The organism is Pusillimonas sp., from assembly GCF_029263785.1.
Taxonomy (GTDB): domain Bacteria; phylum Pseudomonadota; class Gammaproteobacteria; order Burkholderiales; family Burkholderiaceae_B; genus Pusillimonas.
In genome coordinates, this window is the sequence record NZ_JAJUFE010000014.1 from 18,179 (window position 1) to 33,206 (window position 15,028).

13 protein-coding genes are annotated in these 15,028 nt (G+C 57.3%); 5 read left to right on the forward strand and 8 right to left on the reverse strand.

Translation table 11 applies throughout. The annotated features are described in order from the left end of the window. Positions 1-16 precede the first annotated feature (16 nt). Genes Q1J88_RS05870 through Q1J88_RS05880 form a run of 3 tightly spaced genes read left to right on the forward strand, consistent with a single transcriptional unit; the run spans position 17 to position 2,544 of the window. Positions 17-1,060, forward strand: coding sequence for a zinc-ribbon and DUF3426 domain-containing protein (locus Q1J88_RS05870; RefSeq protein WP_301116641.1), 1,044 nt, complete (start codon positions 17-19; stop codon positions 1,058-1,060). Between the two features lie 8 nt (positions 1,061-1,068). Further along, a complete protein-coding gene (locus Q1J88_RS05875; protein WP_301116642.1) occupies positions 1,069-2,007 on the forward strand; it encodes a carbohydrate kinase family protein in 939 nt (312 codons plus the stop codon). A gap of 30 nt (positions 2,008-2,037) precedes the next feature. Continuing rightward, a complete protein-coding gene (locus Q1J88_RS05880) occupies positions 2,038-2,544 on the forward strand; it encodes a glycine zipper 2TM domain-containing protein (RefSeq protein ID WP_301116644.1) in 507 nt (168 codons plus the stop codon). Between the two features lie 126 nt (positions 2,545-2,670). On the opposite strand, the gene Q1J88_RS05885 is transcribed toward Q1J88_RS05880, so the two are convergent. The 5 genes from Q1J88_RS05885 to Q1J88_RS05905 all read right to left on the reverse strand — a co-directional run bounded on the left by Q1J88_RS05885 (position 2,671) and on the right by Q1J88_RS05905 (position 9,052). Further along, a complete protein-coding gene (locus Q1J88_RS05885) occupies positions 2,671-3,234 on the reverse strand; it encodes a YggT family protein (RefSeq protein ID WP_301116645.1) in 564 nt (187 codons plus the stop codon). Between the two features lie 125 nt (positions 3,235-3,359). Next, entirely contained in the window at positions 3,360-3,974 is a 615-nt protein-coding gene (locus Q1J88_RS05890) for a histone H1-like DNA-binding protein (RefSeq protein WP_301116646.1), read from the reverse strand. A gap of 156 nt (positions 3,975-4,130) precedes the next feature. Beyond that, on the reverse strand, positions 4,131-5,318 hold the full coding sequence (locus Q1J88_RS05895) for a ribonucleotide-diphosphate reductase subunit beta (protein WP_301116647.1): 1,188 nt from the start codon (positions 5,316-5,318) through the stop codon (positions 4,131-4,133). Positions 5,319-5,337: 19 nt separating this feature from the next. Further along, a complete protein-coding gene (locus Q1J88_RS05900) occupies positions 5,338-8,250 on the reverse strand; it encodes a ribonucleoside-diphosphate reductase subunit alpha (protein ID WP_301116648.1) in 2,913 nt (970 codons plus the stop codon). A 364-nt stretch (positions 8,251-8,614) separates the two neighbouring features. Continuing rightward, the gene (locus tag Q1J88_RS05905) at positions 8,615-9,052 is read right to left on the reverse strand and encodes a hypothetical protein (protein WP_301116649.1); all 438 of its coding nucleotides are present in this window, start codon (positions 9,050-9,052) and stop codon (positions 8,615-8,617) included. A 152-nt stretch (positions 9,053-9,204) separates the two neighbouring features. Here Q1J88_RS05905 and Q1J88_RS05910 point away from each other — a divergent pair, with 152 nt between their 5' ends. Further along, positions 9,205-9,714 (forward strand): hypothetical protein, encoded by a 510-nt coding sequence (locus Q1J88_RS05910; protein ID WP_301116650.1) that lies wholly within the window; start codon positions 9,205-9,207, stop codon positions 9,712-9,714. On the opposite strand, the gene gltX is transcribed toward Q1J88_RS05910, so the two are convergent. Further along, entirely contained in the window at positions 9,711-11,129 is a 1,419-nt protein-coding gene (gene gltX / locus Q1J88_RS05915) for a glutamate--tRNA ligase (protein WP_301116651.1), read from the reverse strand. The two genes, Q1J88_RS05910 and gltX, sit on opposite strands and share 4 nt — an antisense overlap. Before the next feature lie 114 nt (positions 11,130-11,243). Between gltX and Q1J88_RS05920 the strand changes: the two genes are divergently transcribed. Continuing rightward, positions 11,244-13,697: a GNAT family N-acetyltransferase gene (locus Q1J88_RS05920; protein WP_301116652.1), complete on the forward strand. Its 2,454-nt coding sequence runs from the start codon at positions 11,244-11,246 to the stop codon at positions 13,695-13,697. Between the two features lie 20 nt (positions 13,698-13,717). On the opposite strand, the gene Q1J88_RS05925 is transcribed toward Q1J88_RS05920, so the two are convergent. Together Q1J88_RS05925 and yjgA are read right to left on the reverse strand one after the other, a co-directional pair. Beyond that, a complete protein-coding gene (locus tag Q1J88_RS05925; protein WP_301116653.1) occupies positions 13,718-14,392 on the reverse strand; it encodes a dienelactone hydrolase family protein in 675 nt (224 codons plus the stop codon). Positions 14,393-14,443: 51 nt separating this feature from the next. Next, entirely contained in the window at positions 14,444-14,986 is a 543-nt protein-coding gene (yjgA, locus tag Q1J88_RS05930; RefSeq protein ID WP_301116654.1) for a ribosome biogenesis factor YjgA, read from the reverse strand. Between the last annotated feature and the right edge of the window lie 42 nt (positions 14,987-15,028).

A 15,028-nucleotide genomic window follows, 5' to 3' on the forward strand; every position in this document is an offset into this window, starting at 1 on the left:
GCCTCAATAAAGTACTATGGATTTAACCACACGCTGCCCCCAGTGTCTTACCGAATTTCCGGTCAGCTTGCAGCAGTTGCAGCTTCGCAAGGGTTATGTCCGCTGCATTAACTGCGCTCATATCTTCGATGCTTACGAGGCGGTAGTACCCGCCGCTCCTGTTGCATCCCCCACTCAGCCGCCCAGGGCTTCCGAAGAGGCAGGGTTTTCGGTCTCTGCTTCCGCTGCATCGCCCACCGAGCCACGATTTGTTGTGTCGAATGGCAAGGTGGATTCCGCTACAGAACACGCCGAGCCTTCTGTTTCGATTCGCGTGCGCAGCGCGCCTGCCGACTCCACGTCGTTTACGGTGCGCGATCATCATCTAGCCGACGACGGCACCAATGAGCCCATCATCTCTGGAAGGGACCCTGTTCATTCCGGGCGCCGGGAGCATTCATTGGGCGATCAGGGCGCTTATCGCGATGACGATATCGCGCAGCGGGAATCCGGCCTGTACGTCGAACCGCGGGCAGGACGCGAAGCCGGACCCGAATTCATTCACGATGATGAGCGCAGTGGAATTGGCATAGGCGGCATCTTGCTGAGCTTGTTGGTGGTGCTGGGCGTGGTCGCTGCATTGCTTCAGCTTGCCTACATTTACAGGGTGCAACTGGCCAATGAGTTTCCTGGCATGCGGCCTGCGCTTGAGCGTTACTGTGACGTGGTCGGCTGTACGGTCGATTACCCACGCAGGATCGCTCTGATCGCGATCATGGATTCTTCGCTGCAGGCAGTGCGGGACCCCGGGAATGCTGATAAAGGCACCAGTCGGCTGATGCTTAACGTCGTGCTGCGGAACAACTACGAAAAGCCGCAGCAGTGGCCCAACCTTGCCGTTGAGCTTGTTGATTTCTCTGGCACCGTCGCAGTCAGGCGCTCTTTGACTCCAGCCGATTATTTGCCTGAAATTTCCCGGGACGGACCGTTTCCCGGAAAAAGCGAGGTCCGGATAACGGTGCCCATTGAAGTCAGGGGCGTCCAGATCAATGGCTATCAGTTAGATAAATTCTTTCCGTAAGGATGGTAATGACCAATAAAATTCTTGTGTGCGGCTCTGTCGCCTTTGACACCATCACGGTATTCGAGGGGCATTTCAAAGACCATATCCTGCCTGACAGCATTCAGTCACTGAGTGTGTCCTTTTTTGTGCCGTCGATGCGAAAAGAGTATGGTGGTTGCGCCGGAAACATTGCCTATAACCTGCGTTTGCTTGGCGCGGACGTGGCACCTGTGGGTACTGTCGGCGCCGACGCAAGCGATTATCTTGACTATATGAAACGCTTGGGTATCGACACATCGCTGGTTCGTGTGTTGCCCGACATGTTCACTCCTCAGTGTTTTATTACCACCGATCTGGACAGCAACCAGATCGCTTCATTTCACCCCGGCGCGATGGCACGTTCGTTCGAAAACGATCTGAGTGGCACAGAGGCGGCGTGGGCTATTGTGGCGCCCGACTCAAAAGAAGGCATGTTCGCCAACGCCGAGCGGCTCAAGGCGCAGGGCACTCCTTTTATCTTTGACCTGGGTCAGGCCATGCCCTTGTTTGACGGCGAAGACCTGAAGCGGATGCTGGACATGGCCGACGTACTTACCGCCAATGACTACGAAGCCAGCGTCATCGAGCAGCGCATGGGGCGCAGCATCGAAGATATCGCCCGGGGTCTGCGGGCCGCTGTCGTTACAAGGGGGGCGGAAGGCGCAACCCTGTATACCGATGGGACTACAGAACATATCGATCCGATCAGGGTGGACTCCATCGTTGACCCGACCGGATGCGGCGATGCCCACCGGGCAGGTCTGCTTTATGGGCTGGTTAACGATTGGTCACTCATTGATGCCTGTCGCTTGGCGAATGTGATGGGCGCCATTAAAATCTCTTCCAAAGGGCCGCAAAACCATCAACCGGCACGTGCCGACATTGGCGCCATGCTCAAACAACATTACGGCGTCGATCTTGCCTGAAGCAAGGTCGCCTGCCATTAGGAGTATTCCATGAGTTCTTCAATCGCAATCCGTTCAGATCGAGTTCGACCCGGTTTTCGGCTGTTGGCAGTTACTGCTGTTGTTGCGTCGCTGGCAGTTGTGGCCGGCTGCGCAAATCGTTCCGCGTCCAGCTCGGTGTATACGTACGGACAAGCGCAGCAAGAACAGATTGTTCGCACCGGCACAGTCGTATCGGTGCGATCCATCACCATCCAGGACGACCGCTCAAGTGGCGCCGGCATGATCGCCGGAGGCGCGCTGGGTGGCGTTGCCGGCAATGCGGTCGGTGGCGGTTCCGGACGGGCAATCGCAACGGTAGGCGGCGCTATCTTGGGCGGCTTGCTGGGCAACACGGTCGAGAACCAGGTCAACAAGAAGCAGGGCCTCGAAATTACCGTTCAGCTGGATAACGGTGAAACCCGTGTGGTGGCCCAAGAGGCCGACGTTGCCATCACGTCGGGCCAGCGCGTTCGCATGATAAGTGGTGGTGGACCAACTCGCGTAGTGCCGATGTAAGCTGCGCAGTTGGGTACCCGGCCATACGGCCGAACACTCACCACTAAAAAGCTCAACTCTGAACTGCACCCCAAAAGTTGGACACCAATCCAGCCTTTGGGGTGTTTTTCATGCCTGCCGGGCTGGCTAGATTGCCAGCGCTGCAAAGGCGAATCGTTGTACCACCATCATTGCGATCTGGGCCAGGACAAGCAGAACCAGAGGAGACAGATCGAGGCCGCCCAGGTTGGGCATGATGCGGCGGATCGGATCGAGCAAGGGTGCTGTCAGCGTATGCAGTATGGGCATGATGGGTGCCATGGGGTTGACCCATGACAGCACAGCCTGAATAAGTGTGAGCCAGACGACCAGATTAAGCGTCCACTTCAATACCGTCAGCAGGGCGGCCAGCAAGGTCGGCAACAGGGATTGAACCATGGGCAACTGGCCGGTCAGCACCATCCAGGTGGCCAGCAGATAAATAAATGCTGTAAGCCAACAGGCAATAAGGCTGGGAAGGTCGAGCTTGCCGCGAGGCGCCACCAGCTTGCGCATGGGTTGCACCATCCAGTCAGTCAGACGGATGATTGCTTGCGAATAGGGGTTGAAGGGATGCAGGCGGATCGCGTATGCCCAGGCTCGCAGGATGAGGGCGATGCCGAACAGCAAAAAGACGATGTCGAAAACGAAGCCGAGGATGCCACTGATCATGGGTTCATGATTTGAAGAGGTTAGCAATGCCCTATTGTCGCATGTCTGCAGTCGGGGCTGGCTACAAAAAAACTGCCCGGAGTGCCGGGCAGTTTGATAAGGCTTGCTTCTGTCGGAGACCGTAATCAGGGACGGCCGCCGGTGGGGAAGGGCCAGGATGCCGCAGGGTTTATTGTCTTGCTGGCAGGCGTGGCCTTAGTTGCGGCTTTCTTGGCCTTGGCGTTTGCCATGGCTCCGCTCTTTTTTGCAGGAGCCTTTTTGGCGGCTGCCTTTTTGGCCGTCGCTTTCTTTGCCGCAGCCTTCTTGGCGGGTGCCTTCTTGGCTACTGCCTTTTTGGCGGTGGTTTTTTTAGCGACTGCCTTTTTTGCAGGAGCCTTCTTGGCTGCGGTTTTCTTGCTAGCAACTTTCTTGGCAGCTACCTTCTTGGTTGCGACCTTTTTGCTTGCCGCTTTCTTTGCTGCGGTTTTCTTGCTTGCTACTTTTTTGCTTGCGGCCTTTTTAGCCGCTACTTTTTTCGTTGCCACTTTCTTTGCTGCTACTTTCTTCGCTGCGACTTTCTTTGCAGCTGCTTTCTTGGCTACCGCTTTCTTGGCGGGGGCTTTCTTGGCCGCTACCTTTTTAACGGCGGCTTTCTTGGCGGGTGCTGCTTTCTTGGCGACTACTTTCTTGGCCGGTGCTGCTTTTTTTGCTGTTGCTTTCTTCGCAGCCGCTTTCTTCGCGGCCTTTTTGGCTGTTGCCATGATCAAGCTCCTTGAGAATGAATCGTAGAGATACGTTCACCCATTTGATATGGCCCCCACGAAAGGGTGCGACCCATCTCAAATGGCGCAAGCGCGCAAGACGCATAGCATCTTGCACGCCTAGAGTCTAACGTAAGGAGTTGTCGTCTCCAAGCATTATTCCCAGCTAAGTGCGCCTCCGGTTTGATATTCGATGACACGTGTCTCAAAAAAGTTGCGTTCTTTCTTGAGATCGATCATCTCGGCCATCCACGGGAAGGGATTTTCTTCTTGCGCAAATAGCGGTTCGATACCGATTTGTTGGCAACGACGGTTGGCGATAAATCGCAAATACGATTTGAACATGGCAGCATTCAGACCAAGCACACCTCGAGGCATGGTGTCTTCAGCGTAAGCATATTCAAGGTCTACAGCCTTTTTGAACAGACCTTTGATCTCTTCACGAAACTCGGGTGTCCAAAGATGTGGGTTTTCGAGTTTGATTGTGTTGATGAGGTCGATGCCAAAGTTGCAGTGCATGGATTCATCGCGAAGGATATACATGTACTGCTCGGCGGCACCCGTCATTTTGTTCTGTCGACCCAATGCAAGTATTTGCGTAAAACCAACATAAAAGAAGAGACCTTCCATGAGGCACGCAAAAACGATGAGCGATTTAAGCAGTTTTTGATCGGCTTCGGGTGTGCCGGTCTTGAAGTTCGGATCAGCAATGGCGTCGATGAACGGAATCAGGAATTCGTCTTTGGCGCGTATGGATGGCACTTCATGATACGCGTTGAAGATCTCTGATTCGTCGAGGTCGAGGCTTTCAACAATGTACTGATATGCATGCGTGTGTATGGCTTCTTCGAATGCCTGACGCAGAAGGAACTGGCGGCATTCGGGCGCGGTGATGTGCCGATACGTGCCCAGGACAATGTTGTTTGCAGCCAGGGAGTCGGCCGTCACGAAGAAACCGAGATTACGCTTGACGATACGACGCTCGTCTTCGGTCAGCCCATTGGGGTTTTTCCAAAGGGCGATGTCGCGCGACATATTGATCTCTTGCGGCATCCAGTGGTTGGCGCAGGTTGCAAGGTATTTTTCCCATGCCCATTTGTATTTGAACGGCACCAGTTGGTTGACGTCGGTCGTACCGTTGATGATGCGTTTGTCGGCGGCACGGACGCGTTGTCCATCACCGCTGGCAATGCCGCCGTGAGCCGAAGCTGCCTGGCCGGCAGCTTGTGCTGCCGGCGAAGGCAAGGCGGTGTCGTCGACGTGATGCGTCGGGCGTACATTGGGCTGCGATGGTGCAGCGGCAGGAGCCGCCGGCGTTTGAGGGGTATCGTCCCAGTTCAACATAGTTCTTTACCTCTTTGAATTACTGGCAGGCTTCGCATTCTTCGAAGCCTTCGTCGCCGGGTCGCATGGTGCATACGGCACCCACGACTTCGGCTTCGGGCAGGGGGGCGGCCGGAGCTGCGGAAACGCCGCTGGGGCTGCCGCTGGAGACGGCGTTGAGTTCGCCGCCGCGCCCGGTGGATTTCTCGGCGTTGGTCGCGCCGCTGGATCGCAGGTAGTAGGTGGTCTTCAGGCCACGCTGCCACGCCAGCTTATAGGTTTCATCGAGCTTCTTGCCGGAGACGCCCGCCATGAAGATATTGAGCGACTGTGCCTGATCGATCCATTTCTGGCGACGTGCAGCACATTCGACCACCCACTTGGGATCGATTTCGAATGCCGTTGCATAGAGTTCGCGCAGATCATTGGGAATGCGGTCGATGCGTGCCAGACTGCCGTCGAAATATTTAAGGTCGGCGACCATGACTTCGTCCCACAATCCGCGTTCTTTGAGGTCGCGGACCAGGTATTCGTTGACCACGGTGAACTCGCCCGACAGGTTGGACTTCACGTACAGGTTGCGATAGGTGGGCTCGATGCACGGCGACACGCCGATGATGTTCGAGATGGTGGCCGTTGGAGCAATGGCAACGCAATTTGAGTTGCGCATACCGTATTGCTGGATGTGCTGGCGCAAGGAGTCCCAGTCGAGGGTGCTGCTGTCGTCGACCTCGACATACCCGCCGCGCTGCTCGCGCAACATGGCGATGGTGTCCTGGGGCAGAATGCCGCGATCCCACAGCGACCCCTTGAAGGTAGCGTACGAGCCGCGCTCGACGGCAAGCTTGCTGGATGCCCAGTAGGCGTAGTAGCACACTGCTTCCATCGAGCGGTCGGAGAACTCGATGGCCGCTTCGGATGCGAACGGCACACGCATCATGTGCAGGCAGTCCTGGAAGCCCATGACCCCCATGCCGACAGGGCGGTGGCGCACGTTGGAGTTGCGCGCCTTGGCCACTGCGTAATAGTTGATGTCGATGACGTTGTCGAGCATGCGCATGGCTGTATCGATGGTGCGCTGAAGCTTCTCGTGATCGAGCACATACTGGCCGCTTTCGTCCTGCTTGAGATGGGCGGCAAGGTTGACCGACCCCAGATTGCAAACGGCGATTTCAGTGTCGCTGGTGTTAAGCGTGATCTCGGTGCAAAGGTTGGAACTGTGTACGACGCCGACGTGCTGCTGTGGCGAACGGATGTTGCATGGATCTTTGAACGTCAGCCAGGGGTGGCCGGTTTCGAACAGCATGGACAGCATCTTGCGCCACAGCGATACAGCCGGGATGGTCTTGAACAGCGTTATTTCGCCGCTGACCGTCTTGGCCTCGTATGCGGTGTAGGCTTTTTCGAATTCGATGCCGTACTTGTCGTGCAGGTCGGGTACGTCTGACGGCGAGAACAAGGTCCAGTCGCCGTTTTCCATTACGCGTTTCATGAACAGGTCGGGGATCCAGTTGGCCGTGTTCATGTCGTGGGTGCGGCGGCGCTCGTCGCCGGTGTTCTTGCGTAGCTCGAGGAATTCCTCGATATCGAGGTGCCAGGTTTCGAGGTAGGCGCAGACAGCTCCTTTGCGCTTGCCACCCTGGTTGACGGCCACGGCGGTGTCATTGACCACCTTGAGGAAAGGCACGACACCCTGGCTTTCGCCGTTGGTACCCTTGATATGGCTGCGCAGCGCGCGCACCGGCGTCCAGTCGTTACCCAGGCCTCCGGCATACTTGGCCAGCAGTGCGTTTTCCTTGATGGCGTCGTAGATGCCTTCGAGGTCGTCGGACACAGTTGTCAGGTAGCACGAGGACAACTGCGAATGCACGGTTCCCGAGTTGAACAGGGTAGGGGTAGAGCTCATGAAATCGAAGGAAGACAAGATTTCGTAGAACTCGATGGCGCGTGCTTCGCGGTCGATTTCATTCAGCGCCAGGCCCATCGCCACCCGCATGAAGAACACCTGGGGCAGTTCGATGCGGCGACCCCGCACATGCAGGAAGTAGCGGTCGTAAAGCGTCTGGAGACCAAGATAGTTGAACTGCAGATCGCGTTCGGCCTTGAGGGCGCGGCCCAGGCGGGGCAGATCGAACTGGCCCAGCTTGCTGTCGAGCAGGCTGTTCTCGATGCCCAGCTTGACGAAGCGGGGGAAATATTCGGCATAGCCTTCGGTCATTTCGGACTGAGCGACCTCTTGGCCCAATACCTCTTTGCGGATGGTATGAAGCAGCAGCCCGGCGGTAACCTGGCTGTAGGCCGGGTCGGACTCGACCAGGGCACGAGCCGAAAGGATGGCGGATTTATAGACCTCGTCGACAGGAATGCCATCGTACAGGTTCTTGACGGTTTCCTTGAGAATGCCATCGACATCGATCTCGATGGACACACCCTGGCTCGCTTCTTCGATGGTGGTGCGCAGCTTCGAAAGGTCGAGCGGACGCATCACGCCGTTGTCGTTGACGTTCAAGGTGCTTTGCTGGGCGGGTGCTTCTTGCTGGCCGGCACGGGCACGCTCCTGGGCGCGCTTTTCACGGTAAAGCACATAGGCGCGTGCCACGTCGTGTTCGCCCGAACGCATCAGTGCCAGTTCGACCTGGTCCTGGATGTCTTCAATATGAAAGGTGCCACCGCCCGGACGGTTACGTACCAGCGCGTTGACAACCTGGGATGTGAGTTGATCGACGAGTTCGCGAATCCGGGCCGATGCGGCGCCTTGTCCGCCATTGACAGCCAAGAATGCCTTGGTCATGGCGATGGCAATCTTGCTGGGTTCGAAGCCTACCACGGCGCCATTGCGGCGGATGATGTTGAAGTTGTGCCATTGGCTGCCGGCTTCGGTGTTGCCGCTGGCGGCTGGCGAAGACGGAGGAACAGCGACTGGCCGGGACTCAGCGATGGTATCGGTCTGCATGAAGGCTCCTGGGAAACAGTGACCCGCCGGCGGACGGCGGGGAGTATTTTGGTTGGTGATGAGTAGGTGGCGGGCTTTGGGCTGACCGCTCTTTTTTGGGGCTCAACCACTATATCTTGTGGTTTTTGTTGTTTCAACTACTAATTGTAGTGATAGCAGGCCGGGTAGGCAAGTCGATTCTGAGCTTGATTTTTTCTGCAAATATGCATGTTTGCGCTTCGGAAACCGGGATTCCTTCGGGAAGGCGCGTGGGGCCTTGCCCTTGGTGTTTTTTGCGCCGCAGCAGCGCTTCAAAAAAATAATTGTGTCGATCGGTACGTGGCCATTTGAACGCGGTTGAATAGGCTATGCAGCCTTACTGTTATCAGTTCAGATAGAACATGGCCTTGGCCAGGAATACGATTACCACCACATGGGCAAACACGCTCAAATGAATCATGCGCGACTGCCTCGACCTGAGGCGGCCTGTAGCGCCCATGCTAACCGCATAGACGAAGTGGGCCAGGACGCTGAGGGCAAGGAGAATTTTCAGGCCCAGCAAGGTGCCCAAGGTGCTGTCGAAGGGTTGAGCCAGAACCGTTCGGTAACGCCATGCCATGCCGATGCCTGCAGCATACAGGGCCAGAATTGCAAAAGGCATGATGCGGCGCGCCCGTTGACCTATCGCTGCTTCGATGGTTCGCATGGCATCGCGCGGAACATGCTTGCGTATGCCTTCCAGCATCAATACTTCAAAAAATACCGTACCCACAAACAGGATCGCCGCAAAAATATGAAACAGAAGCAGAAGGAAATAGTCCATGGCGAGGTTCCCGTCTATAGAATGTCTACTGAGACCCATTGTAGGACGGCGCCGGCATACCCTTGCACGTAGCCGCACGACGCTTGTGGTTATGTTTGAGTACCGAAAAAACCTGCCACGCCGTCATACCCAGATTCCATTCAGGAGACAGCATGATCAGTGCTATACATCAGGTTCAAGCAAGGCGCGCCGGCTTTCGACGCCATTGGGCGGCCTTGATGGTACTTGCCATGGTGGCAGCCGGATGCGCAAGTGTGCCTGCACCTTCCGTCTCGACGGATGATCAGGCTTGCCAGCCAGCCAAAGCCGGCGATGAGTGGGTGGGCAACTGGTTGGGCGTCAATAAGCGCAAGGGCATTGCGGGCGAGCTGCACGTCCTGATGACACTGCACCAGGATGGCACCATGGCTTATACCGAGCAATTGAAGCGTGCCGGAAAATCCCCGCAATCACTGAATGAAACCGGCTGCTGGCACCGTAAGGGCAATACGCTGGTTTTGCGTACCACGCATTCCAACGCAGTGGCTGTTGATCCTGGTGACCCGATCTACACCAATGAATACGAGACCGAGTCGCGCAACGGGCAATGGGTGCTGCAGGGGCCCGAAAGCCCACTGAGCTTCAGGCGCATGCCTGACGATTACCGGTTGCCGGTGTTTTAGCGCTTTTGTACGGCGTCCAGTCGTTCCAGAACAGTTTCGCGACCCAGCAATGCAAGGACGGCGTCAATGGCCGGTGTCTGCTTTCGACCTGTCGTGGCCAGTCGCAGCGGAATACCCAGTTTTGGCATCTTGATGCCATGGCGGGCCAGCGTGTCTTGTATCAGTGCTGCCAGGCCGGGTGTGTCCCACGTGGGAAGTGCACGGGCGTGCTCGGCGAAGTCGGCCAGAACGGACAGGGATTCCGGTGTCAGGTGCTGAGCAGCCAGCTCGGCATCCACCTCGATCGGCGGCGCACAAAACAGCATGGCGCCTTCGGCTAACTGGTTAAGCGTTTCGGCCCGGTCCTTGAGCAGCGCCATGATTGATGGCAGGTCGGCCGCCTGCGGGTCGCCGCCCAATTCGCGGATGCGAGGTTCTACTCGTGAAGCCAGGTCAGCGTCGTCACTGTGTTTAATGTAGTAAGCGTTAACCCAGTTGAGCTTTTTCGGGTCCCACTGGGCGGCTGACTTGCTGAGATTGCGCGTGTCGAACCATTCAATAAGCTGTTCGCGGCTGAACAGTTCGTCGTCGCCGTGGCTCCATCCAAGCCGGGCAAGATAGTTCACCATGGCTTCCGGCAGGTAGCCCTGTTTGTCATATTCCATGACGCTGACAGCGCCATGCCGCTTGGAAAGCTTCTCGCCATCAGGGCCGAGAATCATGGGCAAGTGGCCGTAGCGTGGCGGCTCGCCTCCTAGTGCACGCAGAATATTGATTTGCCGCGGCGTATTGTTGATATGGTCGTCGCCGCGCAATACATGGGTTATTTTCATGTCCAGGTCGTCGACAACCACGCAGAAGTTATAGGTAGGCGTGCCGTCGGGCCGCGCAATGACCAGGTCGTCAAGCTCGGAGTTATCGAAGGTGATGGGTCCCTTGACGACGTCATCCCAGCTTGTGACTCCGTCCAGCGGACTGCGAAAACGCACCACGGGCTTGCGGTCGGCAGGTACGGGCGGCAGGGTCTTCCCCGGTTCGGGACGCCAGGTGCCGTCATAACGGGGCTTGCGGCCCTGGGCACGGGCTGCTTCGCGCATTGCTTCGACTTCTTCAGGGCTGCTATAGCAGTGGTACGCAGTGCCTTCCCTCAGCATCTGGTCGATGACCTCGCGGTAACGGTCCATGCGCTGCATCTGATAAAAGGGCCCCTCATCAGGCTCCATACCCAGCCATTGCATACCGTCCAGGATTGCCTGAACGGCCTCGGGTGTCGATCGTTCCAGGTCGGTGTCCTCGATGCGCAGAACGAAAACGCCGCCATGGTGGCGCGCAAAGGCCCAGGAAAACAGCGCAGTTCGCGCGCCGCCCAGATGCAGGTATCCGGTAGGTGAGGGGGCGAAGCGGGTGCGGACGACAGAGGGTATGGACGTTGACATAGATTGTGATTTAGGCTTTACGTTGTAGACGGCAAAGGCGAATGAAGGATTTCTGGTCGCCCTGCCATCCGTATTTTAGAGTACTGGTATTTCATTGCCTGGGAACGGGACCTTATGTTGCGTCACCATCTTGCCGCGCTGTTCGAACCACGCTCGCTGCTTGTGGTGACTCATCGTCAATTGCCAATCGCGTCAAGCCTGCCTTCCACGCTCGAAAACTCGACGGTTATCGTCGAGATGCCGGACGACAATCCGCCCCTCATGCCGGAGCAGTTAAAGGGGGTTGGGCCTGGCGAGCGTGTTGATCTTGCCTTGTTGTGCGTGCGATCCAGTCAACTGCCTCAGGCTCTCGAAGGCATCAGTGTCCATAAGCCGCGCTCCCTGATCCTGCTTTCGTCTGACGCGGCGCCGGATAATGCGCTGGAAGACATGGTGTATTGCCGCAGTTGGGCGCGAATCAATGATTGCTCCTTGCTGGGACCGCGATCGCTGGGGGTGCAAAACCCCTTGCAAGGGCTCAACCTCAGTCATATGCCGCGGCTCGCCGATGCCGGCAAAGTCGCGTTTGTGGCGCAGTCATCGTCCCTGGTTTCGGCTGTGCTGGATTGGGCCGTGGACGCTCGGCTGGGGTTTTCAAAAGTGGTGTCATTGGGCGATGAAGCCGGTCTGGAAGTTGCGCATGTTCTGGATTACCTGGCAAACGACCGGCAGACCGAAAGCATTGCACTCTATCTGGAAGACAACTTCACAGCCAGGACGCTGGCCAGTGCACTGCGCTCGGCCGCCAGTGTCAAGCCCGTAGTCGTGCTCAAGGTAGGAGAGCGCGAGCGCGATGCCGGTTCGGCGGAAGCCGTTTTCAACGCCTTGCTCCGGCGTGCCGGGGCGGTGCGCGTACCCTATTTTGTTCAGCTCTTTTCGGCAATCAAGATTCTTCGTCACTCGTATTGGCCTCGTGGACGCAGGATAGCCGTGTTTTCCAACGGCGATAGCGCCGCCCACCTGGCCATGACGGTGATCGGCCCGGGTCAGCCGGTGTTGCTCGCCGAACTGGGCAAAGCTACCGTCAAAGCGCTGCAGGACCTGCTCGAGCCGGCTGCGCAGGTTCGTAATCCGATCACCACGTCACGACCCATCACGCCAGATACCATTCGCCGTGTCATCGAAATACTGGCGGGTGATTCCGTCGTCGATGGTGTGCTGGTCTTGTTGGCACCCGATCCCCTTGCAGACATGACGCGGGTTGCACAGCAACTGATTGCCAGTGCTTCGGCCGTCAAAAAGCCGGTCATCACCTGTTTTATGGGCGAAGACACGGTCCGGCCCTTGCGCCATTTGCTTGATGAAGTGGGAATGCCGTCGTTTCGTACGCCCGAAGCTGCGGCCAACGCGTTTGGAGTGCTGGCTTCGTACCATTACAACCAGTTGCTGTCGCAGCAGACACTGCCGCCGGAACCCTTGCGCAAAGAACCTATGCTTGAACGGGCAAGAGCCCTGGTCCGCCAGGTTCAGGCCGAACGCCGCAATGAGCTTACCCCCGCCGAGTGCTGGGAGCTGTTCGAATGCTTCCATATTCCTTTGCATCGATCGGATGGTGGTGGGCCCGAGGCAGACACCTGGACGGCGGCGGAGCCCTTGATGGCGGTTCGCGCCAGACGCGACTCGCGGATTGGTCCCTACATCAAGTTTGGTACCGGAGGTACGGGCGGCCTGTCGGCCCACGACATGGCGGTTGAGCTTCCGCCGCTAAACAGCTTTCTGGCCCGGCAATTGATCGAACGAAGTCTGGTCTGGAACCGGGTGCTGTCTCGTTACATGAGCCCTGCAGCTTTCGACAACCTGCGCGAAAGCCTCGAACGTATCTCGGATCTGCTCAGCGAGTTGCCCGAGATCGACACGCTGATTCTGGATCCGCTGGTCGCAAGTGACAGTTACGTGACAGCGCACGCGGTGCAGGTCACGTTGTCGTCGTCCACCGTGCTGGTGCTGCCCGAGTCGTCAGGTTATCGCCATATGGCGATTCATCCCTATCCGAGACGACTGGTGCAGCACATGCAGTTTGATGACGGCCGCGACTGGACGATGCGACCGATCCGGCCGGAAGATGCAGAAGCGCTGCAGGAATTTATTCGCGGCCTGTCGACCGAGGCCCGATATATGCGGTTTGTATCGATGCTTCGCGAACTGACGCCAAGCATGCTGGCCAGGTATTCACGAATTGATTACGATCGCGAACTTGCGCTTGTTGCCACGGTGCAAGTGCCCAATACAGAACACCGCGGGTTGATGCGAGAGCAGATTATCGGCTTCGCCCATTATCTGCGTCACCCGGATGGTCGGGGAGCCGAGTACGCCCTGGTGGTCAGCGATGACTGGCAGCGTCGGCGTCTGGGCACCGTTCTGATGCAGGGCCTGATCGAGGCGGCACAGTTTCAGGGTTTCTCGTATATCGATGGCTACGTGCTGACCACGAACCGCGCCATGTTGCGGCTAATGGAGCGGTTGGGCTTCCGTAACGACAGTGTTCCGGACGACCCAACCACCCGGCGCGTCTGGCTCGAGCTGAACTGACGCGGCAATACGCGACGCGTTCAGGACTGGAGCACTTGCTTGAGAAACGCGGAGATATCCTGAATTTCTTCCAGGCATACCGAATGTGGCATGGGATATGTCTTCCATGTCACCTTGTAGCCGAGTTGCTGCAGCAGCTTGCTGGATTCCTGTGCGCGCTGCAAGGGCACGACGGGATCTTGCAGGCCGTGTGCCATAAATATCGGCGTAGACTGGTTGGCGGCCGAGCGTTCGGCTTCGAGCGTGCTCGGAAGCGGCAGGTAGCCTGACAGGGCAATGAGACCGGCAAGTTTCTCGGGGTGGCGCAAGCCGGTCTGCAAAGTCATGGCGCAACCTTGCGAGAACCCCGCCAGAACGATGTTTTTTGTTTCGATTCCGCGCTCGTTTTCGCGATGGATCAGGGCGCGAACGGCATCTTGCGACTGCCGGATACCTTCTGCATCTTCTCGCTGGGCCAGGTCTGCATTGCGGATGTCATACCACGAGCGCATGGCCATTCCACCGTTGATGGTAACGGGCTGGACCGGTGCATGCGGGAATACGAAGCGAATGGCCGGGCTGTTGCTTAACTTCAATTCGGGAACAACGGGAACAAAATCGTTGCCGTCGGCTCCCAGGCCGTGCAGCCATATGACTGCATGGGTCGGATTGGGAGCGGTTTCGATTTCAATGGCGTCTAGTAATTCGGGTTTCATTCGATCGAGGTCGTCAAGAAAGCTGAAGTTGCGAGGCTGGGTGCGAAGGCATCAGGCCTCGCTCTCCAGGGATTTGAGGGCCTGAAACAGGGCGCGATAATGTTTGCGCTGAGGTTCCTGGCCGGGCAGAAGGGCAGCATTGCGTTTGGCTTCTTTCCGGCCTTCCCGAATCAGCGTACGAAGATGTTGAATATCGGCAGATGGATGATCGCGCAGCAATTCAGTAAGAGACTCGTCGTCTTCAAGAAGCCGGTCACGCAGTGCTTCAATGCGATGCAGAGCGGCGGTTTCGGCGCGAGAACCGTTCTTCCAGATATCAAGCTGTGTTCTGATGGCTTCGGCATCCACTTGTCGCATGAGCTTGCCAACATAATGCGTCTGTCGGCGAAGCGCCTCGCGACTGCTGGTGCGTTGCGCCAGCTTGATGGCGTCGTACAGGGCATCGGGCAAGGGCAACTGCCGCAGTTGGGAGTCGGGCAGCTCGATGAGGTCTTTGCCCAGATCGACCAACGCATGCATCTGACGCTTTATCTGCGTCTTGCTGGGTCGGTCATCGGGGAAGTCATCGTCCTGCGGGGTGGTTTCGACGGTCATAGAGACAAAAATTAATCCGGTTTAGCGATATGATAACTGTCT